This is a genomic window from Methylobacterium sp. AC690 (assembly GCF_979256535.1).
Genome location: NZ_CEEDOX010000025.1, coordinates 50289 through 69336 on the forward strand (window position 1 = coordinate 50289; position 19048 = coordinate 69336).

The window sequence follows — 19048 nt, forward strand, 5'->3', positions numbered from 1 at the left end:
AAAGTCCGAGAAGGATGGATTTTTTCCGGTCTACTTTCAGGCGAATGGGCGACGAAGCGGACATTTCCGTAACGCAACGACGAGCATCGCAGGTCTTCGCGACGTGACGTCGGATTTCAACCGCAATCCGCTTACCAAAAATCGGTATCGTCCTCGCGTGCTTCAGGCAGGTTCGGGTCGGACGCCGGCGAGGAACAGGGCGATGGCGGCGCGACGGCGCCTTTCCTGGGCCTCGGCATCCACCTCGATGCCGAACAGGGCCTGCCTCGAACTCCGCCCGAGGACGAGATTGAGGAACAGGTCGGCGGCGATCTCGGGGTCGTCGACCGCGATCTGTCCTTGCTCGACCATGACACCAAGAAGGCAGCCGACCGCCCTGACGCCCCGGAGCCAACCTTCCTCGTAGGCCAGTTTGGCAAGGTTGGGGAATTGCATGGCCTGGGCGGCGATGCAGCGGGTGAGCGCGGCGGCTCCCGGTGCATGGGAGCGGGCAAGAAGGTTGCGGCTCAGCTCGTCCAGCACCGTCGCCGCATCCTTCGGGGTAGCTCTGAGAGCCTGCATCTCCGCCGCCGCCGAGAGGGGGGCGAGCCATTCTCGGATGCGGCCCTGCAGGACCGCCTCGAACAGGGCGCGCTTGTCCTGATAGCGGGAATAGAGCGTCGGCTTGCTTACGCCCGCGGCTTCCGCCACCGCGTCGATGGAGGTGCCGTCGAAGCCGCGCTCGATGAATAATTGGGTGGCGACCTCCACGATGCGCGCCTCGCGCCGGGCGGCTTCCTCGCGTGTCGGCCGCCCGCCCGTGCCGCGCTTCGATGTCGCCTCGGGCTCGGCGGTCGAGGTCTCAGCCATCATCATGCTCCTTGTCACGTCCGGTCTCATCCTGTATCGATACACTACCGTATCGTATTGATGTTGGCCAGCACCATGGACGCTCGATCCCGCGATCTTCCCCAACCGGAAGCTCCGACCGCTCTCACGGCGACGGGGGGCAATCCCACGCCGGCCGCCTCGGGCCACCCAGCCGTTGCACCGGCTGCCAAGCGTCGGAAGTCGCGCTGGATCCTTCCCGCTCTCCTCCTCGCCGCCCTGGGCGGTGGTGGCAGCTACGGTTGGCACTGGTGGACGGTCGGGCGGTTCCTGGAGACGACCGAGGATGCCTACCTGCAGGCCGACAAGGTGACCGTCGCCCCGCGCATCGCCGGCCACGTCGCCGAGGTGCTGGTCGGCGACAATCAGCCGGTGAAGGTCGGCGACGTCGTCGCCCGCCTCGACGACCGCGAGTATCGGGTCATGCTCAAGCAGGCCGAGGCAGAGGTCGGGAAGAGCCGGGCCCAGCTCCTCAGCACCGCCGCCGCCATCCTGCAGCAGCAGGCCCAGGTCCAGTCCGCGAAGGCCGAGGTCGAGAACACCGACGCGGCTCTCGACTTCGCCGGCAAGGAATACACCCGCTACCAGAACCTGCTGCAGACCGGCTCGGGCACGGCGCAGCGCCAGCAGCAGGCGGATGCCGACCTGCGCCAGAAGCGGGCGGCGCACGACAAGGCCATTGCCTCCCTTGATGCAGCCCGGAAGCAGGTGGAGAGCTTCCGCGCCCTTGAGGGAAGCGCGAAGGCGAGCCTCGAGGCGGCGCAGGCGAAGGTCGAGCAGGCACAGCTCAACCTGACCTACACCACCATCACGGCGCCCGTTGACGGCGTGGTCGGCGACCGCTCCCTGCGGGTCGGACAGTTCGTCTCCGCCGGCACGGGCATGCTGACCGTGGTGCCGATGGGCCGCGACATCTACCTCGTGGCAAACTTCAAGGAGACCCAGACCGGGCGGATCGTCGAAGGTCAGAACGTCACCTTCACGGTCGATGCGCTTGGCGAACACGCGTTCGAAGGGCGTATCGAGAGCTTCTCGCCCGGCACCGGGGCGCAGTTCGCCCTGCTGCCGCCGGAGAACGCCACCGGCAACTTCACCAAGGTCGTCCAGCGCGTGCCGGTGCGCATCGCCCTGGATGATGGGGACCCGCTGCTCGCGCGGCTGCGTCCGGGCCTCTCGGTCGAGGCGACGGTGCATACACGGGATGAGGTTGAGCGGGTCGAGCCTCGGCAGGGCAAGCCGCGCCCGGCGCTCGTGAGCGAGGCGCTGCCGCGATGAGCGCCGGCGCGACGGCCACGACGGCACCTGAGGTCAAGGCGAGCGCACGCGACTGGCTGGCGGTGTTCGGCGCGATCCTCGGCGCGTTCACCGCCATCCTCGATATCCAGATCACCAACGCCTCGCTCGCCGACATCCAGGGGGCGCTCGGAGCCTCCACCGAGGAGGGAAGCTGGATCTCGACCGCCTACCTCATGGCCGAGATCATCGTGATCCCGCTCACCGGCTGGCTCTCCTCGGTGATCGGCCTTCGACGGTACCTGTCGATGAACACGATGCTGTTCACGGCCTTCTCGCTCGCCTGCGCGCTCTCGACCTCGCTCCCGCAGATGATCCTGTTCCGCGCCGGCCAAGGCTTCACCGGTGGCGTGCTGATCCCGACCGCCATCGTCATCGTGCGCACGCGCCTGCCGAAGAGCCAGCAGACCATCGGCATCGCGATGTTCGGGCTGACCGCCACCTTCGCCCCGGCCATCGGCCCGACGGTGGGCGGCTGGCTCACCGACAACTTCTCCTGGCACTACATCTTCTACCTGAACCTGATTTTCGGCCCGCTCGCGATGGGCATCCAGCTCGGCGCCTTCGACGACGTGCCGGCGCGGTGGGCCGAGCTCCTGAAGGGCGACTGGATCGGCATCGGCCTGATGGCCACCGGCTTGCCGGCGCTGACCTACGTGCTGGAGGAGGGCCAGCGGAAGGACTGGTTCGGCTCGCAGATCATCGTGAACATGTCGCTGCTGGCGGCCGCCGGTATCACCGGCTTCATCGTGCGCGAGCTGATGGCCGAGCGGCCCTTCATCAACCTGCGGGTGCTCGGCAACCGCTCGGTCGGCGGCTCGTGCGTGCTGATGACGGTCCTCGGCGCAGTCTCGTTCGGCTCGATCTACATCATCCCGGTCTACTGCGCGCAGATCCAGGGCTACAACGCCCAGCAGATCGGCTACGTGGTGATGTGGTCCGGGCTGCCGCAGTTGCTGCTGTTCCCGATGATGCCCCTGATCATGCGGGTCTTCGACGCCCGGCTGCTGGTGGTGACCGGGACGCTGTTCTTCATTGCAAGCTGCTGGATCAACGTCGGCCTCACCCACGACGTCGGCATGGACCAGTTGATCCTGCCGCAGTTGATGCGGGCCATCGGCCAGCCGCTGTTCACCATCCCGCTCTCGCAGCTCTCGACGGCGGGCCTCGCACCGCGCGACACGGCCGACGCCTCGGCGCTGTCGAACATGATGCGTAACCTCGGCGGCTCCATCGGCATTGCCATGCTCTCGACGATGATCGACCGGCGCGAGCACATGCACTTCTCGGTGCTGGCCGAGGCGATCACCGTGAACGCCACGCGGACGCAGGAGCGCCTCGCCGCGCTGGCCGCCGGCCTGCACGGGCATATCGCCGACCAGGCGGCCGCGAAGGGCGCCGCTATCGGCATGCTGGCCCAGCAGGTTCGCCGCGAGGCTTACGTCATGGCCTACGCGGACGGGTTCTACATCGTCGGCGTCAGCCTCGTTCTCAGCCTGGGCGTCGTCGCCATCCTGAAAAAGCCGCAGCGGACGGCGGGCCCCATCGAGGCGCACTGAACCTGCCGCTCGACGGATCGCACTGTCCGCCTTGTGACCGTGCGATCAGTGGCCGGCCTGCGCTCCGCCCCCTGCGCGGGTCGGCCACGACACCTTTCGGATACGTTGCGTGCCGCGGCGATTCCCACCTTCGCGGGCAAGGCGTCAGTCCTCTCGCGCACCTAGGCGAGGCCGTCACCAACCTGGGATGGGACACATCGAGGCCGCCGCCCTCATTGCCGTCGGTCGGACACCCTCATGGGAAAATCCAGGTCGGTCGTTCCGTCGAGGGCGAGTAACGCGTTCGGTGGCGGGCCGAACGGACCGGCTAGGACCGCCCCCCCTCAGACGCTTTTCCAGGGGTCCATAAGAAGCGGGTTCCCGAACGCGACGTCCTGCACGGTGCCATCGGCGGCGACACAGAGGTGGACGTCGATGGTCCGGACCGTTCGCCCACGGGTCGTCGCGGCCACCAGCGCAGCCGTGCCTTCCACGCGTTCCACCACGCTCGCCACCCATGCGCGAGCACGGGCGCCGACCGCATCCTTGGCCGAGACGGGTTCGAACAGAACAATGACGCCCATGGCGCCCGCCGCGATCCGTGCCAGCATGTCAGTCCATACCCCGTGTTCCGATCCGCATCATTGGCGGACTCGCGGTCACCATGCCCGGATGCAGCATCAAGTATGCCGCCTGATCCCCGGATGCCGAGGCTTCGGAACACTCGACGCTTAAACGGAACGAAGTCGTATCCTTAACGTTCCATGTCGGACCCTGCCCGAACTGGATGCCCGGGCGTACCGAGACGGGACCGATACGATGACGAAGCCTTTCCTCCACGTCGCCCTGGTCCTGGGCATCCTTGTAACCGGTCAATCCGGTGCCAGGGCCGGAGAGGAAGAGCAGGCGGCTCTGTGCCGCGACGACGTCATGCGCCTTTGCCTGACGGCGATACCCGACCGCGGTCGGATCGTGGCCTGCATGCGGGCGCAGGAAGCCAGCCTGAGCCCCGGCTGCAGGGCCGTGTTCGACGCGGGTCCGCGGGACGATGACGCTCGGCGAACCGCCATCCGGCACTGAGGCGCAAGCCTTTTCCGCCGAAGGCGGCTCGACCGCCCCGGCTTACACGTGAACCTAAGGACGAGAACCCATGACCAAATCCTTCCTTGCCCTCGGGCTCCTTGCAGCCCTCGCGGTGCCGGCCAACGCCCAAGAGGACTCGCCGGCGGGCAAGCCGAAGCTGCTCCTGTACGGCAACTATTGCGGCCCAGGGAACAACGCTCCCGCCGCACCGGTCGACGCGCTGGATGCCGCGTGCGCCCGCCACGATGCCTGCACGCCCGACGACGGCCTGCCGTCGAAGGCGTGCAACATGCGCCTGCAGGCGGATGCCGAGCGCGTCGCTTCCGACCCGCGCCAGCCCGAGGATTTGCGCATGATGGCGGGACTGGTCGCCTCCAGCGCGGCGATGATGCCGTCCACGTCGATCGCGCGCGTCGGCTCTCCTGTCTCACACGCCCTGCTCGCCTCGCATCGCCCGGCTCCTGCCTCCGTCGTAACCGACGGGGAGTGATGTTGAGGAGGGCCCCACGACGTCGTTTGAACGCGTACGGGCGCGCCAGCCCATGGCCACAAGCGCGTCCGTATGCGCGCCGCGCCATCCAGGAGGCGCTCGAAGGCGGCTTCACCGCGGAGGAACTCGACGGCGTCCTCGGCGAACTCGACCCGACCGAACTGGTCCCGCCCTACCGTGATGAGGACGTCCCCGGATATGCTCGTCGGGCCGCCGGCGAGATCATGGTCCGCTATCTCCGCTCCTGAGCGCCTTTCCGGTATCCGCGTCCCATGCTGTGCGGTCCGGGCCCTAGAACGTATCTTTTCACTCAGCGCTTCCCGGCGGAGGAAGGAGCCGCCCGGGGAGCAAGGCGGCCTCTCCGCACTGTGCCGGCGGGTCTTTCCCACGGACCGGCTAATCTCGCTTCCGGCACGCCGCCATGAAGAACTCGATGGAGCGTCTCAGCGTTTCCCGCTTCACGTGGGATAGGCCCGGACGGTCCAGGCCGAGTTCCGCCTTGTCGATGAAACCGCGAATGGCGATGCTGAGGAACATGTCGCCGGCGTGCCTGACGTCGTCGACCGCGATCTCGCCTGAGGCGTTGCCTTCCTCAAGGCATCGCTCGATCAGCGGGGCGACGCGGGCGACCCCGAAATCGTGCAGCAGCCGAGCGAACTCCGGGAAGCGCGCGGCCTCGGCGACGATAATACGGCGAACGGCGATGGTGTCGACGGTGAGGGCGACCTCCAGCATCGCAAGTGCGATACGATGGAGCCGCTCCGCCACGGGGCCGGCCTGCGAAGCCGCAAGCTCGATGGCTGGGACGTTTTCCTCGATGAACCGGACAATGACGGCCTCGAAGAGATCCTCCTTGGAGGAAAAGCGCCCGTAGATGGTCTTTTTGGAGATGCCCGCCGACCCGGCGATGGCATCGATGCTCGTCGCCTCAAAACCCTCGTTCAGGAAGACGGGCTTCGCCGCCGCGAGGATGCGCAGCGTGGCCTCGCCCTCGGAGCCGCGTGGAGGGCGACCGAGGCGGCTCGGCGCCCGCGGCGTCACGTCCTTGGCATTCACGACGACCTCACCCGCTCACAGAAACGTGCGCAGAACATTTAGCACGGGACGATAGGTCAAGCATAGCTCCCATGTCCTCACCTTGTGCAAGGCGGGCCGCTGCCGTCTCACGCCAAGTTGCAGTCGGGAAATAAACTCTGTAAGGAACGATTCAGTTTCTTTATCTGGATCGATTTCTGATGGCGCGCGCGGATGAGGACGAAGGCCGGGCGCCCCCGGATGGGACCGAACGCTCCGATGCTGGTGGCCCCAAGGAGGGACGCCCGGAGGAGTCCAGCCAATCCGAAGAGAAGAAGCCCTCCGCGCTGAAGAAGCCCTGGGTGAAGGTTCTCCTCGCCGTCCTCCTCGTTGCAGTCCTCGTCGGGGGCGGCATCTGGGGTTTCCGATATTGGACCGTCGGACGCTTCATCCAGGAGACCAACGACGCCTACGTGCAGGCGGATCAGGTCGCGATCTCGCCCCAGGTCTCCGGATACGTCGCGACGGTGCCGGTCGCCGCCAACCAGATCGTGACCGCCGGGCAAATCCTCGCGACGGTGGACGATGGACAGTACCGCGCCAAGCTCGCCCAGCAGCAGGCGCAGGTCGACGCCCGGCAGGCCGACGTCGCGCGTGCCGAGGCCGACCTCGTCCGCCAGCAGGCGCGGATCGACCAGGCCAAGGCCCAGGTCGCGGCCTCGCAGGTCACCGCCAAGTTCTCGGCCGAGCAGGTCCGGCGCTACAAGCCGCTGGCTGCGTCCGGTGCCGACACAGTGGAGAAGCTCGACCAGTACAAGAGCCAGGCCGAGCAGAACCAGGCCCAGGTCGACGTCAACGAGGCTCAGGTCCAGTCCGCGCAGAAGCAGGTCGCCTCCCTCAAGGCCGCCGTCGCGCAGGCCAAGGCCGCTGTCGAGCAGGCCCGGGCGGGTGTGACCGCGGCACAGCTCGACCTCGACCACGCGGTCGTCAAGAGCCCCATCGCCGGCCGTATCGGCGACCTCACCGCCCGCATCGGGCAGTATGTCCAGGGCAGCACCCGGTTGATGGCGGTGGTCCCGGTGGAGGACCTCTACATCGAGGCGAACTTCAAGGAGACCCAGATCGGGCTGATGCGGGTCGGCCAGCCCGTCACCATCGCGGTCGACGCCCTGTCCAGCCACGACCTCAAGGGGCGCGTCGCCAGCTTCTCCCCGGGTACGGGCGCGCAGTTCGCCCTGATCCCGCCCGAGAACGCCACCGGCAACTTCACCAAGATCGTCCAACGCGTTCCGGTCCGCATCCGCTTCAAGGCCGGCGGCGAGGCACGCAAGGTTCTGATCCCCGGCCTGTCCGTCGTCGTCTCCGTGGACACCCGCGGGGCGCGCGACGACCAAGGGGAGGAGGACGAGGAGACCGACGAGCCGAAGGTCTCCGAGGCCGGGCCCGGGACCCAGCCCGCCCAGCGGACCCGCAGCGCGAAGGCCGGGCCGTGAACGCCGAGAACCCATCCGCGCGCAAGCCGCAACGCGGCGAGAAGGCGGACGCAGCCGCATGGCTCGCCGTCGCCGCCGGCACCATCGGCGCGCTGATGGCGACGCTCGACACCTCCATCGTCAACGCGGCGCTGCCGACCATCCAGGGCGAGATCGGTGCCTCCGGCTCGGAGGGCACCTGGATCTCGACCGCCTATCTCGTGGCCGAGATCATCATGATCCCGCTGTCCGGGTGGCTAGAGAAGGTCTTCGGGCTGCGCAGCTTCCTCCTGGTCATGACGGTCCTGTTCGTCAGCTTCTCGATGCTGTGCGGCGTCTCGGGCAGCCTCGGCACGATGATCGTCGGGCGCGTCGGGCAGGGCTTCACCGGCGGCGCCATGATCCCGACGGCGCTGAGCATCGTCTCGACGCGGCTGCCGCCGGCGCAGCGTCCGGTCGGCGTCGCCCTGTTCGGGCTGACGGCCGTCCTCGGCCCCGTGCTCGGTCCCCTGATCGGCGGCTGGCTCACCGAGAACGTGAGCTGGCACTACTCGTTCTTCCTCAACCTGCCCATCGGCATCGGCCTCGTCGTGCTCCTGCTCGTCGGCCTGCCGCACAAGCCGGCGCAGATCGAGCGCATCCTGCAGGGGGATTGGCTCGGCATCGTCGGGCTCGCGGTCGGGCTCGGCTGCCTGACCATCGTGCTGGAGGAGGGTCAGCGCGAGCAGTGGTTCGAGTCCTCCTTCATCGTCTGGTTCAGCGTCCTCGCCGCCTTCGGCTTCGTGTTGATCGTCCTCGGGCAGGTGACGGCGCGCGAGCCCGTCATCGACATGAGCATCCTGTTCACGCGCAGCTTCGGTAGCGTCTTCCTGATGAGCTTCGCCATTGGCGGGGCGCTCTACGGCATCCTCTACATCATCCCGCAGTTTCTCAGTCAGGTGCCGCGCTACAACTCGGAGCAGTCCGGCTACGTCGTGCTGATCTCGGGCATCCCGACCCTGGCGCTGATGCCGTTCTTCCCGATGCTGGTGCGGCTCCTCGACATCCGGGTGGCCATCGGGTTCGGCATCCTGTGCTACGCCACCAGTTGCTTCATGGAGTCGGGCCTCACCACCGAGGACGCAGGCCCGCAGTTCGTCGCCTCGCAATTGCTGCGCGGCGTGGGCCAGGCCTTCTCCCTGCTGTTCCTGAACCAGGCCGCGGCCACCGCGGTGCCACGGGACAAGGCCGAGGACGCCTCCGGCCTGTTCAACGGCGCGCGCAACCTCGGCGGCTCCTTCGGCCTCGCCCTGATCTCGACCCTGCAGCAGCGCCGGGACGACTTCCACAACGCCCGCCTGGAGGAGTCCGTGCGCGCGAACTCGGTGATCGTCCAGGACCGCATCGACGCCATGGTCGGTTCCGGTGGCCCCGAGGCCATGCGGCTGGCGCTCAGCGGGGTGAAGCGGATGATCTCGGCGCAGGCGACCGTGATGAGCTTCTCGGACCTGTACTTCGTCTTCGGCTGGATCCTGCTCGCGGTCCTGCCGCTCGTCCTGTTCCTGCGCCCGCCGCCGAAGGGCGGCCCGGTGGCGACGCACTGAGGCCGCGCGATGTTTCCCCTGAACGCCCGTTCCGGCCTTGCCCTGGCGGTTGCCGGACTCCTTGGCGGCTGCGTGGTCGGCCCCGACTACGCCGGACCGCCGGTCGCCGCGCCCCGTGCCGAGACCGGTGCCCCCTTCGTCCGCGCCACCTCCACGCGGATGGTTGCCGTCGATCCGCCGGCCCGGTGGTGGACGTCGTTGCGCGACCCCATCCTCTCCGACCTCGTCGAGGAGGCGCTGGCGACCAACACGAACGTGCAGGTTGCCTCCGCCCGGCTGCGCCAGTCACGCGCCGTGCTGGGGCAGCGGACGGCCGACTTGGCGCCGACGGTCTCGTCGAACGCCGTGGCGCTCAACAATCAGTTTCCGGTCAGGGATTTCGCAGGCAGCGGGCTCGGATCGGCCGCCGGTGCCGTGACGGTCCCGAGGTCGATCAACACCGACCTCTACAACGCGAGCTTCGACGCCACCTGGGAAATCGACATCTTCGGCGGCAAGCAGCGGGCCATCGAGCAGGCGGCCGCGCAGGGTGAGGCCGCGGAGGCCGCGGTAGCGGACGCCCAGGTCCAGGTCGCCGCCGAGGTCGCGCAGGCCTACGTCACGCTCCGTGGCGCCCAGCGTCGCCTCGCCTTGACGCTGCGCGCCGCCTCCCTCCAGCGCGAGGCCGTGGGCCTCAGCCAGCAGCGGCTTGCCGGCGGCGCAGCATCGTCCCTCGACGTGGAACGCCTGCGCACGCAGTTCGAGACCACGGCCTCCCAGGCGCCGGCCTTCCAGGCCCAGGTCGACCAATCCCTGAACCAGATCGCCGTCCTCGTGTCCCGCGAGCCGGGAGCCGTCGACGCCCTCCTGAAGCCGGCCCGGTCGGTGCCGATGCCGCCGTCCACCTTGGCCGTCGGCGACCCGGCAGGCATGCTGCGTCGGCGTCCCGACATCCGCCGGGCCGAGCGGCAGGTCGCGGCCGCCAACGCCCAGATTGGCCAGGCGGTCGCCAAGCTCTTTCCGAAGGTGAACCTCATCGGGAACGCCGGCTGGGTCTCGCCGAACATCGGCTCCATCGGCTCGCTCGCCGCCTCGACCTACAACCTCGGGCCGACCCTGTCTTGGAGCATCCTCGACTTCGGACGGACGCTCGCGCAGATCCGGCAATCCGAGGCGGGGACCGACGAGGCCCTGGCGCAGTACGAGCAGACCGTGCTCCAGGCGATGCAGGACGCCGAAACTGCATTGTCGCGCTACGGCAACCAGCGCGCCACCGTCGCCCGCCTTGCCCGGGCAAGCGCCTCGGCCGGCAAGGCCTCGATGCTGACGGACCAGCGCAACACGGCCGGCACGATCAGCACCATCGACGTGCTCGACGTCGAGCGCCAGCGCCTGCAGGCCGAGCAGAGCCTCGCCCAGGCGCAGGCCGAGTACACCAACGACTACGTCGCACTGCAGAAGAGCCTCGGCCTCGGCTGGGGCTTGCCCACCGAGCGCGTCGCCCTCGTCCAACGCTGATCCTTCCTGCCGACCCGGAGATGCACATGACTGGGAACAAGACGGACGACCCGGTGCTCGCCTGCTCGGCGGCGGTCGTTCGCTCCTACGTCGCGAACAATAGCCTGCCGGCCTGCGAGCTCGCGGACCTGCTCAGGCTCGTCCATGGCAGCCTGCGCTCGCTCTGCCACAGCCTCCCGCCCGGCCCGGTCGAGGTCGATCCGCGCTGGTGCTCGCCCAAGGCGGTCCGAGCGTCGGTTCGACCGGATGGCATCGTCAGCTTCATCGACGGCAAGACCTACCAGGTGCTGAAGCGCCATCTCAGGGTCCACGGGCTCGATCCGGACGCATACCGCGAACGGTTCGGACTGCCCGACAACTACCCCATGGTCGCCCCTGGCTTCAGTCAGCGGCGGTCCAGGTTCGCGAAGGACATCGGGCTCGGAACACGGCGACCTGGCTCGACTGAGCACGCTCCAGCCGGCGGAGCCCCGTCCCCGTCCTCCCCGGGCCTTCGACCTGCCTGACCCATCCTTTCTCGGATCGCGCGCATGCCCCCAGCGCGCGGTGCGACGGCCGGTTCGACCTTCCCGATCGTCATCGAACCGGCCGTTTGCCTATCCCCCGGGGTTTCCGTCCCCCCTCCCAAGCGCACCATAGGATGAACCCCGATGAAGTCGTCGAAGCGGTCGCCCACGCCGACTCAAGTGCTCATGCTGACGGCGACGCTGACTTTGGGCGCCTGTGCCTCGGTGCCGCGCCAGGCCTACACCGCCGCTGAGGCGCAAATCGCGGAAGTCACGGGCATCCCGAATGCCCGAGCCTTCGCGGATGCGCCGATGGCGACCCTGAGTACCATGATGGCGGCGCCCGGCGCGCAAGGCCGACCGTTCGCCTACCTTGCGCTGTCGGGCGGCGGTGGCGACGGGGCTTACGGCGCGGGCGTGCTAAAGGGCTGGTCGGAGAGCGGGACCCGGCCCGAGTTCAGCCTCGTCTCGGGCGTCTCCACCGGCGCTCTGACCGCGCCCTTCGCCTTCCTGGGATCGGCCTACGACCCGGTACTGGACGAAATCTACACCAGCGGCGTCGCCGGCACCTTGGTCAAGGACCCGAGCCTCGTGAATGTCGTGTTCGGGTCCGGGTTGTTCGGCGACGGGCGCCTGCGCGATCTCGTCGGGCGCTACGTCACGCCGGACCTGCTCGCGGCGGTCGCGGCCGAGTACGCCAAGGGCCGCAGGCTGCTCGTCGTCACGACGAATCTTGATTCGAAGCGCGCCATGATCTGGAACATGGGCGCCATCGCCGCGAGTGGTGCCCCGAACGCTCCGGCGCTCTTCAGGGACGTCCTCACGGCCTCGGCCAGCATACCGGCAGTCTTCCCGGCGCAACTCCTCGACGTCGAGGCAGCGGGGCACGGCTTCCAGGAGCTTCACGTCGACGGTTCGGTAGTCACGCCCGTGTTCACGGTCCCGCAAGCCGTCATCGCGAACGGCCGTGGCCGCTCGGTCGCCCCGTCGAAGGCCGACATCTACGTGCTGATGAATGGGCGGATCGAGCCCGACTTCGAGCTGGTTCGCAACGACACCCTGTCCATCGTCGAGCAGACGGTGGCGACCGGCAGTCAGGCGCGCAGCCGCGCGAGCCTCGCCGCGACCTACGCCTTCGCCCGGGCGAACCGGATCGGATTCCACCTCACGTACATCGACGAAGCGGCGCCGCGTACGACCACCGCGAAGGGCTTCGACACCGCCTACATGCGCAGTCTCTACCAGATCGGCTACGAGAAGGCCCGCTCGGGCGCCGCGTGGCAGGGCACGGTCCCGGTCGCACCCGTCGTTGCGAAGACGCTCGCGTCTCGATGACGAGGGCCGGAGGCACAAGGGGGGCTAGGACCCTGCTCGGGGTGATGTCGGCATCGCTTTTCGCGGGCTCCCTGGTCGGTTGCGCCGCCATCGACGAACAGGCCGCGCAGGCCGCCAAAGTCGACCTCGTCGGCATGTCCGCGCTCGACGTCCAGACGTGCCTTGGCTTGCCCGACCAGCGACTGGTCATGGGCAGGACCACGCTGCTGACCTACTTTGCGAACGCGACGCGGACGTTCGGGATGTCCGCCGGATTGGTCAGCCTGTCGTTCGGTGGGTACTGCCACGCCACCGTCCGGATCGCGGGGGACCGGGTCACCGGCGTCACGTTCAGCGGCGACACATCGTCGTTGATGAGCCACGACGCCGCGTGCGCGCCCATCGTCAAGAGTTGCCTGCGACGGCCGCCCGAGTAGCGGCTGTACGGCGACTGCATCGACGAGGCTTCCTGATAAATTGCGGCGTCACTGCCGCGTACTGGTTCGGAGAGCTCGCGCCCGAACGCCGCTTCGAGGATGCCCCGGCGTCCTGAGGATCAGTTTGAACTTGGCGATAGGAACCGACATGCCCACAACCGAGGCCAGCGACTACTCCGAGCGCGATGCCACCATCGCGATCAACACCTACACGACGGTGCTGCGCCGCCCCCGGGTTCCGCACGAGCTCTTCGCGACCTATTGGCGGGACGTTCACGGCCCTCTGTGCTCGCGCATCCCCGGTCTCGGCTGGTACGTGCAGAGGCACCTCGACCGCGAACGGGACGCGCATCTGTGGCCGGTGATCGAGGGCATCGGGCCATTTCCGGACTACGAGTTGGACGGGGGCGTCGAGATCGGGTTCATCTCCGCCGCTGATCAGGCAGCCTTTGAGGAGGCCTGCCCGATCCTGTTCGCCGACGAGCAGAACATGTTCGCCGCCACGGTCGCCTATACGCTCCCGCATGGGTCGACGACGTTGGTGGACCGCGTGGCTGAGGCGTCCCCCAACGGGGACGACGGCCTCGACCGGATCGAGCTCCACCTCGGCGCCTCGCACGGGGACGCGGCGAAGTTCGGCGAGCGCATCGCGGGACTGGCTCGCGCCCTCGCGGCGGAGGCCCCGGTTCTCAAGGTGCGGCTCCACCTGCCGGACCCCTACGACAACGCCAAGCCTGCTCCGCCCGCGCCAGACGTAAACCATGCGGTCCCGGACGAACGTCGGCTGATCGCGGTCCTGGAACTGGCGTTCCGTTCGCCGCTCGTGCGTCGGACGTTCTACGCGTCCGACGCCTTCAAAGCCGCGACCGTGGGGCTGGCCGACCATGTCGCCTACGCGTCGGCGTTCGCGGTCAGCGGTGTCTACACCTACGTCCGCGACGGGGAGCTGACGCTGGCGGGCTTGCGCGGCAGCCGGCCGGCCCAGCTCATCGAGCGGATCGGCGCGGTCAACCAGGCCGGCGCGGACGTGCGGCACCTGATCCGCACCGGAAAGCCGTCCGCCTGCTGAGGTCTCGCCGGCCTGGGCGGGAAATGAGGTGTTCGTACCTGACGGTCCGTGCGCCTTTGAGGAAGCGTCGACTTTTGGCGCCTAGGCGGAAAGCCTCAGGATCACCGCAGCCGAACCGGCGATGTGGGCCAGGGTGATCAGGACCGACCCGGTATGAAGCACGCCGAAGCGTCGGCGATTGCCCATGTCGGTCGCCTCGTTGATGGCCGACATGAGGATCTGGCGCGCGAGAAGTGCCGTGGCGGCGATAAGCCCGAGGATGAGGGCGGAGGTCCCATCGACATTGGCTGTCAGCGCCGCGCCGGCGAGGGCGCATCCTATGACGAAGACGTAGAAGTGCGGGAAGGCGCGGCGCAGGAGCGCGCCTGCCGCGTCGGCGGGGAGGGCGCTGAATACGAACGAGGCGAACCCGAAGGAGTACAGGACCATCCCGCCGAACAGGAGGGCGGTCAACAGGATAGCGGCTTGCGAGAGCATCGTCATGGGTCCCGATGGTTTCGGCACACCCATGCGGGCGGCATTCACTTGCATCTCGACTTTAATCCGTCGCGGCCAGGCTGCTTTTGGCCGCATCGTCCTACCCCCGGTCGCCGACCGGATACTTCCTAGGTTGGTTGGAGCGGCTCAGGTTCTGCGGCGTGGCCAAGCGGTCACGCGCGAGCGTCGACTGTCGCCCCAGGAGATACATACCGATGCGTAATCTCATTCTCGGCGCCGCCTTCGCACTGCTCCTCCCAACTTTCTCCGCGCAGGCCCAGGATGCGGCAGCCGGCGAGAAAGCCTTCACGGCCTGCAAGGCCTGTCACGCCTTCGGCAAGAACGGCGTGGGCCCGAACCTGACCGGCGTCGTCGGACGCAAGGCTGCGTCCGTGGAGGGCTACAACTATTCGACCGCGCTCAAGGAATCGGGCATCACCTGGGACGAGGCCAATCTGAAGGAGTGGCTGACCGGGCCTGCCGCCAACAAAGTGAAGGGCACCAAGATGGTCTATCAGGGTCTTAAGGACGACAAGAAGGTCGCCGACGTCATCGCCTATCTCGCGACCATGAAGTAGGCGCTGCCGAAGCCGGGGACGCCAGGGTAGGCGTTTCCGGCCGGTGGGAGCGCCTCCGTCCCGCCTTGGCCTCCGGCACGTAAGTAAGGGCCGGGCGGCCACCGCGAGGCCGCCCGGGACGGGCTCAGCTATCGGCCTTGGCGCCGCTGAGGGTGAGGTCGAGATAGGTCTTGGTGACCGGCTCGATCAGGCCCGCGATCTCCTCGGCAACCTTCGCCTCGTCCTCGGCGGCGCTGTGGAAGGCCGAGGCGTGATCGGCTTTGCCGGCCCGCTCCGCGATGACGGCCAGGGAACGGTAGGCGGCGACCTGATCGTATTGGTAGGCGTAGCCCGCGTAGAGGTTCTTGAGGGTCTCGTCCTGGGCGATGGCATGGACCGCCGCCCCGATGGAGCCGGCAACGCTGGTGACCGTCTCCTTCAGCGTCGAGGCGCTCTCGCCCACGTCGGCTAGGGCCTTGTCCAGGCGCCCGATCTGCGCCTTCGTGGTCTCGACGTGACGACGTAGGACCGCGGCGTAGTCGGGATAGCGCTCCAATCCGGAAAGCTGGCGCTCCATCTGCTCCAGCCCCTGCTTCTCCAAGGCGCGTGTATTCCGAAGTGCTCCCGCGTAGATCGTGCCGATATCCGTACTGGCCATGTAGTCGTTGCTCCGCTGTCATAGGGTTCGGCGGCCAACGTGACGCGGCTACCTGCGTTCCAGATGCATCCTGCGGCGGAAGCGCCCCGCCAAGCCTTATGGGTGCCGGGGTGAAGGACTCGCGTATCGGGTAACGTCCTGCGCTACTCATCGACCGGGATGCGTGGCCAGGCGCATCCGCATGGCGACCGGTTCTTCACGCCCAGGCGTTATGATGCCGCGAACGGTGCCGGGGTGGGGATCATGGTGAGTAGGGTCGAGGTCTACGAAGTCGCCAACCGGTTGCGAGGCCTGCGGGGCACGGAGGCCGTCACGGTTTCGGTGCGGCGCGTCCGGGACAACTTGAAGCGCACACAAGCCGGTCGGATAGGCGCTGGATGGTGGCCGGTACAACTTGCTAGCCGATCCCTGAGGGCGCCGAGGTAACCCCGTGCCCGGAAAGACGGAATCTGGAAACGAGATCGAGGACGCCGGCAGCAGCGATCCTGACGACAGCCCCGCGCCGAAGCCATTCCCCCACTCCACGCGCCATCCTTTTCGCAGCAATCTTCGCCAGTCATGCGACGCGAACTAGGGTTCTGCGGAGCGAACGAGTTCCAGGAAATTGCGGATCAAAGGCCCGGCCTTCTCTCTCGCCCACAGGGCATAGACGTCGGCGTGAATCGGCTTCCCCCCGACCGGTTTGTAGACGACGTCCGCGTGCGCCAAGCGGGCAACGAATTCCGGAATGATGGCGATCCCGAGCCCCGTCGCGACGAGGCTCGTCAACGACGCGGCTTCGACGACCTGATGCGTGATGTCCGGCGTGAACCCCGCTTCGATGCAGCATTCCCAGAGATACTTCGCGAACAGCGAATCCGAGAGCCGCAGGAATACGAAGCGCTCGCGGTGCAGATCGGCGAGGTCGATGGCCGCCATCCCGGCGAGGCGGTGGCCTCTGGGTAGGACGAGGGTGACGGTCTCACACCAGGCCCGCTCGCTGGCAAGGTCGAGGTCCTGGGGCGGGCTGCGCAGGAAACTGATGTCGGTCTGTCCGGCCTTCAGCATCGCGATCTGGCGGTCCGGCGACATTTCGTGGATCCGCAGCGCGACGTCGGGATAGGTCACCGAGAAGTCGCGAATGGCGCGCCCGAGGGGGCCGGCCAGCATCGACCCTGTCAGGCCGACATTGACGATGCCGGCTGCACCGGCACCGATGGCACGGGCGCGCCCGATGGCTTCGCCGGACTTCTCCAGGATGTCGAGCGCCTGCACGAGGAAGTCGGCGCCCGCCCGCGTCAACGTCACGCGACGGGTCGTCCGTTCGAACAGCGCGGTGCCGACCTCTGCCTCGAGATCACGGATCTGCTGGCTCAAGGGCGGCTGAGCGACACCGAGGCTCGCGGCGGCGGCGGTGAAGCTGAGATGCCGGGCGACGGCCACGAAGTAGCGAAGGTGCCGGAGTTCCATATCCCTTCTTATATTAGAAAGATATCAATCGAGACAGATGAAATATTTGACGTCTAGATTGCCCAGCAACATGCTGCCGCAGCGGCAGGCATGCCCGGGCCGACATGCGGCAGAACTCCCGTCCGGCGCCTGCCGGGCGAACGACACCGTGTCGAACCGGAGTGTCGGAGCATGGAACGACCGGACGCGGTACGGGGGGTATGATGAAGCGGTTCTTCGCATCGTTGTTCGGGCAGGTTGTCGCGTCCCTGGCGCTGGGCATCGTCCTGGGCATGGTCTGGCCGAATGTTGCGATCGCGCTGAAGCCGCTCGGCGATGGATTCATCAAGCTGATCAAGATGGCGATCGCACCGCTCGTCTTCGGCGTCGTCGTTCACGGCATCGTCGGCGCCGGCGATCTGCGGAAGGTTGGCCGCGTCGGACTCAAATCCCTGATCTACTTCGAGGCCGTGACGACCCTCGCCCTGGTTCTCGGCCTCGTCCTCGCCTACGCGTTCGCCCCCGGCCACGGCATGAACGTCGATGTGGCAACCTTGGACGCGAAATCGATCGCCGGCTACACCGACCGCGTCGGTCAGGTCACCGGAACCGTCGACTTCCTGATGAAGCTCATCCCGACCACGCTGGTCGATGCCTTCGCCAAGGGCGATATCCTGCAGGTTCTCATCATCGCGATCCTGTTCGGATCCGGTCTGTCCCTCCTGGGCGATCGTGGGAAACCGCTGGCCGACAGCCTGGAGCGCATCACCGAGGTTCTGTTCAAGATCATCGGCTTCATCGTCAGGCTCGCCCCACTCGGCGTGCTCGGTGCCGTTGCCTTCACGGTGGGCAAGTACGGCGTCGGCTCCCTGAAGCAGCTCGGCATGCTGGTGGTGCTGTTCTACGCAGGCGTGGCGTTCTTCGTGTTCGTGGTGCTCGGCGGCATCCTGCGCCTGGCCGGCTTCAGCATCCTCAAGCTCCTCGCCTACCTGCGCGAAGAACTCACCGTGGTGGCCGGCACCGCCTCCTCGGACTGCGTGCTGCCGCAGGTGATGCGCAAGCTGGAGCGCCTCGGCATCAAGGATTCGACCGTCGGCCTCGTGATCCCAACCGGATACTCGTTCAACCTCGATGCCTTCTCGCTCTACCTGACCCTGGCCACCGTCTTCATCGCCCAAGCCACGAATACGGATCTCTCCTTCGGTCACCTGATGCTGATCCTCGGCATCGCGCTGCTTACCTCGAAGGGCGCGCACGGGGTGCCTGGCTCGGCCATCGTCGTGCTGGCCGCCACCCTGTCGGCGGTCCCGGAAATTCCTGTCATCGGACTGGTGCTCGTGCTGTCGATCGACTGGTTCGTCGGCATCGCCCGCGCCCTCGGCAACCTGATCGGCAACTGCGTGGCGACCGTGGTGATCGCCGCGTGGGAAGGCGACATCGACCGGGCGCAGGCGCAGCGTGTCCTCGACGGACACGTCACGACAGACACGGCCGCGATCCTCGACGCGCCCGTCACGGCGCCGCATTCGACCTGACGGCGATCCCACGACACCTGCCCAGTGCGGTCAGCCCCCTGCAGTTGCCCGGCCGTCCGGCCGGTTGCGCAGTCCAAACCGGACCACCGGAGACGCCTCATGCCCCCCTCGCCCTACCACCCGCCCTGCGGCGGCCTGCCGCCCCAGACCGCACTGATGACCGGCCGGGCCGTGTTCACCGAGGCCTACGCCGTCATCCCCCGGGGCGTGATGCGCGACATCGTCACCTC

The 19048-nt window shown here is 67.7% G+C and carries 20 protein-coding genes and 1 pseudogene; 14 read left to right on the forward strand and 7 right to left on the reverse strand.

What is annotated here, in order from left to right:
• Positions 1–162: 162 nt before the first annotated feature.
• On the reverse strand, positions 163–849 hold the full coding sequence (locus tag AC0IY1_RS22900) for a TetR/AcrR family transcriptional regulator (protein WP_471772657.1): 687 nt from the start codon (positions 847–849) through the stop codon (positions 163–165).
• Between the two features lie 75 nt (positions 850–924).
• Here AC0IY1_RS22900 and AC0IY1_RS22905 point away from each other — a divergent pair, with 75 nt between their 5' ends.
• A complete protein-coding gene (locus AC0IY1_RS22905) occupies positions 925–2142 on the forward strand; it encodes an HlyD family secretion protein (RefSeq protein ID WP_471772659.1) in 1218 nt (405 codons plus the stop codon).
• Positions 2139–3719, forward strand: coding sequence for a DHA2 family efflux MFS transporter permease subunit (locus AC0IY1_RS22910; RefSeq protein ID WP_471772662.1), 1581 nt, complete (start codon positions 2139–2141; stop codon positions 3717–3719). The genes AC0IY1_RS22905 and AC0IY1_RS22910 overlap by 4 nt, the downstream gene beginning before the upstream one ends.
• Before the next feature lie 323 nt (positions 3720–4042).
• Here AC0IY1_RS22910 and AC0IY1_RS22915 read toward each other — a convergent pair whose 3' ends face one another.
• Both AC0IY1_RS22915 and AC0IY1_RS22920 read right to left on the reverse strand, forming a co-directional pair.
• Positions 4043–4309, reverse strand: coding sequence for a hypothetical protein (locus AC0IY1_RS22915; protein WP_055955674.1), 267 nt, complete (start codon positions 4307–4309; stop codon positions 4043–4045).
• A 1-nt stretch (position 4310) separates the two neighbouring features.
• Positions 4311–4775 carry a hypothetical protein gene (locus AC0IY1_RS22920; protein WP_471772664.1) on the reverse strand — a complete coding sequence of 155 codons (465 nt, stop codon included), beginning with the start codon at positions 4773–4775 and terminating at the stop codon, positions 4311–4313.
• A gap of 73 nt (positions 4776–4848) precedes the next feature.
• On the opposite strand from AC0IY1_RS22920, the gene AC0IY1_RS22925 reads away from it, so the two are divergent.
• Positions 4849–5271: a hypothetical protein gene (locus tag AC0IY1_RS22925; RefSeq protein WP_471772666.1), complete on the forward strand. Its 423-nt coding sequence runs from the start codon at positions 4849–4851 to the stop codon at positions 5269–5271.
• Between the two features lie 26 nt (positions 5272–5297).
• A complete protein-coding gene (locus tag AC0IY1_RS22930; RefSeq protein WP_055949620.1) occupies positions 5298–5519 on the forward strand; it encodes a hypothetical protein in 222 nt (73 codons plus the stop codon).
• Positions 5520–5667: 148 nt separating this feature from the next.
• Here AC0IY1_RS22930 and AC0IY1_RS22935 read toward each other — a convergent pair whose 3' ends face one another.
• Positions 5668–6327 carry a TetR/AcrR family transcriptional regulator gene (locus AC0IY1_RS22935; RefSeq protein WP_471772667.1) on the reverse strand — a complete coding sequence of 220 codons (660 nt, stop codon included), beginning with the start codon at positions 6325–6327 and terminating at the stop codon, positions 5668–5670.
• A gap of 179 nt (positions 6328–6506) precedes the next feature.
• Here AC0IY1_RS22935 and AC0IY1_RS22940 point away from each other — a divergent pair, with 179 nt between their 5' ends.
• From AC0IY1_RS22940 to AC0IY1_RS22970, 7 genes are all read left to right on the forward strand, one after another.
• The gene (locus AC0IY1_RS22940) at positions 6507–7778 is read left to right on the forward strand and encodes an HlyD family secretion protein (RefSeq protein WP_471772669.1); all 1272 of its coding nucleotides are present in this window, start codon (positions 6507–6509) and stop codon (positions 7776–7778) included.
• Positions 7775–9340: a DHA2 family efflux MFS transporter permease subunit gene (locus tag AC0IY1_RS22945; protein ID WP_471772671.1), complete on the forward strand. Its 1566-nt coding sequence runs from the start codon at positions 7775–7777 to the stop codon at positions 9338–9340. The genes AC0IY1_RS22940 and AC0IY1_RS22945 overlap by 4 nt, the downstream gene beginning before the upstream one ends.
• Before the next feature lie 9 nt (positions 9341–9349).
• Positions 9350–10837, forward strand: coding sequence for an efflux transporter outer membrane subunit (locus tag AC0IY1_RS22950; protein ID WP_471772672.1), 1488 nt, complete (start codon positions 9350–9352; stop codon positions 10835–10837).
• A gap of 26 nt (positions 10838–10863) precedes the next feature.
• On the forward strand, positions 10864–11343 hold the full coding sequence (locus AC0IY1_RS22955) for a Ros/MucR family transcriptional regulator (protein WP_082512891.1): 480 nt from the start codon (positions 10864–10866) through the stop codon (positions 11341–11343).
• A gap of 144 nt (positions 11344–11487) precedes the next feature.
• Entirely contained in the window at positions 11488–12678 is a 1191-nt protein-coding gene (locus tag AC0IY1_RS22960; RefSeq protein ID WP_471772674.1) for a patatin-like phospholipase family protein, read from the forward strand.
• A 44-nt stretch (positions 12679–12722) separates the two neighbouring features.
• Positions 12723–13094 carry a hypothetical protein gene (locus tag AC0IY1_RS22965; RefSeq protein ID WP_471772676.1) on the forward strand — a complete coding sequence of 124 codons (372 nt, stop codon included), beginning with the start codon at positions 12723–12725 and terminating at the stop codon, positions 13092–13094.
• A 148-nt stretch (positions 13095–13242) separates the two neighbouring features.
• Positions 13243–14163, forward strand: a complete 921-nt coding sequence (locus AC0IY1_RS22970; protein WP_471772678.1) for an EthD domain-containing protein — start codon at positions 13243–13245, stop codon at positions 14161–14163.
• Positions 14164–14244: 81 nt separating this feature from the next.
• On the opposite strand, the gene AC0IY1_RS22975 is transcribed toward AC0IY1_RS22970, so the two are convergent.
• Positions 14245–14640, reverse strand: coding sequence for a DUF4149 domain-containing protein (locus tag AC0IY1_RS22975; RefSeq protein ID WP_471772680.1), 396 nt, complete (start codon positions 14638–14640; stop codon positions 14245–14247).
• 215 nt (positions 14641–14855) lie between these two features.
• Here AC0IY1_RS22975 and AC0IY1_RS22980 point away from each other — a divergent pair, with 215 nt between their 5' ends.
• Entirely contained in the window at positions 14856–15218 is a 363-nt protein-coding gene (locus AC0IY1_RS22980) for a c-type cytochrome (RefSeq protein ID WP_471772682.1), read from the forward strand.
• Positions 15219–15342: 124 nt separating this feature from the next.
• On the opposite strand, the gene AC0IY1_RS22985 is transcribed toward AC0IY1_RS22980, so the two are convergent.
• Both AC0IY1_RS22985 and AC0IY1_RS22990 read right to left on the reverse strand, forming a co-directional pair.
• A complete protein-coding gene (locus AC0IY1_RS22985) occupies positions 15343–15855 on the reverse strand; it encodes a DUF892 family protein (protein WP_471772684.1) in 513 nt (170 codons plus the stop codon).
• A 570-nt stretch (positions 15856–16425) separates the two neighbouring features.
• Positions 16426–17304: a LysR family transcriptional regulator gene (locus tag AC0IY1_RS22990; RefSeq protein ID WP_471772687.1), complete on the reverse strand. Its 879-nt coding sequence runs from the start codon at positions 17302–17304 to the stop codon at positions 16426–16428.
• A gap of 203 nt (positions 17305–17507) precedes the next feature.
• On the opposite strand from AC0IY1_RS22990, the gene AC0IY1_RS22995 reads away from it, so the two are divergent.
• On the forward strand, positions 17508–18818 hold the full coding sequence (locus tag AC0IY1_RS22995) for a dicarboxylate/amino acid:cation symporter (protein ID WP_471772696.1): 1311 nt from the start codon (positions 17508–17510) through the stop codon (positions 18816–18818).
• A 99-nt stretch (positions 18819–18917) separates the two neighbouring features.
• A pseudogene (locus AC0IY1_RS23000) lies at positions 18918–19048 on the forward strand ((S)-ureidoglycine aminohydrolase); the annotation flags it as partial.

Excerpts from the sequence above, each read along its gene's own strand:
- AC0IY1_RS22900 (WP_471772657.1), bottom strand. The coding sequence starts at position 849 with ATGGCTGAGACCTCGACCGCCGAGCCCGAGGCGACATCGAAGCGCGGC.
- AC0IY1_RS22980 (WP_471772682.1), top strand. The coding sequence starts at position 14,856 with ATGCGTAATCTCATTCTCGGCGCCGCCTTCGCACTGCTCCTCCCAACT.
- AC0IY1_RS22985 (WP_471772684.1), bottom strand. The coding sequence starts at position 15,855 with ATGGCCAGTACGGATATCGGCACGATCTACGCGGGAGCACTTCGGAAT.
- AC0IY1_RS22905 (WP_471772659.1), top strand. The coding sequence starts at position 925 with ATGGACGCTCGATCCCGCGATCTTCCCCAACCGGAAGCTCCGACCGCT.
- AC0IY1_RS22910 (WP_471772662.1), top strand. The coding sequence starts at position 2,139 with ATGAGCGCCGGCGCGACGGCCACGACGGCACCTGAGGTCAAGGCGAGC.
- AC0IY1_RS22965 (WP_471772676.1), top strand. The coding sequence starts at position 12,723 with ATGTCGGCATCGCTTTTCGCGGGCTCCCTGGTCGGTTGCGCCGCCATC.
- AC0IY1_RS22970 (WP_471772678.1), top strand. The coding sequence starts at position 13,243 with ATGCCCACAACCGAGGCCAGCGACTACTCCGAGCGCGATGCCACCATC.
- AC0IY1_RS22950 (WP_471772672.1), top strand. The coding sequence starts at position 9,350 with ATGTTTCCCCTGAACGCCCGTTCCGGCCTTGCCCTGGCGGTTGCCGGA.
- AC0IY1_RS22955 (WP_082512891.1), top strand. The coding sequence starts at position 10,864 with ATGACTGGGAACAAGACGGACGACCCGGTGCTCGCCTGCTCGGCGGCG.
- AC0IY1_RS22915 (WP_055955674.1), bottom strand. The coding sequence starts at position 4,309 with ATGCTGGCACGGATCGCGGCGGGCGCCATGGGCGTCATTGTTCTGTTC.
- AC0IY1_RS22960 (WP_471772674.1), top strand. The coding sequence starts at position 11,488 with ATGAAGTCGTCGAAGCGGTCGCCCACGCCGACTCAAGTGCTCATGCTG.
- AC0IY1_RS22925 (WP_471772666.1), top strand. The coding sequence starts at position 4,849 with ATGACCAAATCCTTCCTTGCCCTCGGGCTCCTTGCAGCCCTCGCGGTG.
- AC0IY1_RS22990 (WP_471772687.1), bottom strand. The coding sequence starts at position 17,304 with ATGGAACTCCGGCACCTTCGCTACTTCGTGGCCGTCGCCCGGCATCTC.
- AC0IY1_RS22995 (WP_471772696.1), top strand. The coding sequence starts at position 17,508 with ATGAAGCGGTTCTTCGCATCGTTGTTCGGGCAGGTTGTCGCGTCCCTG.
- AC0IY1_RS22940 (WP_471772669.1), top strand. The coding sequence starts at position 6,507 with ATGGCGCGCGCGGATGAGGACGAAGGCCGGGCGCCCCCGGATGGGACC.
- AC0IY1_RS22975 (WP_471772680.1), bottom strand. The coding sequence starts at position 14,640 with ATGCTCTCGCAAGCCGCTATCCTGTTGACCGCCCTCCTGTTCGGCGGG.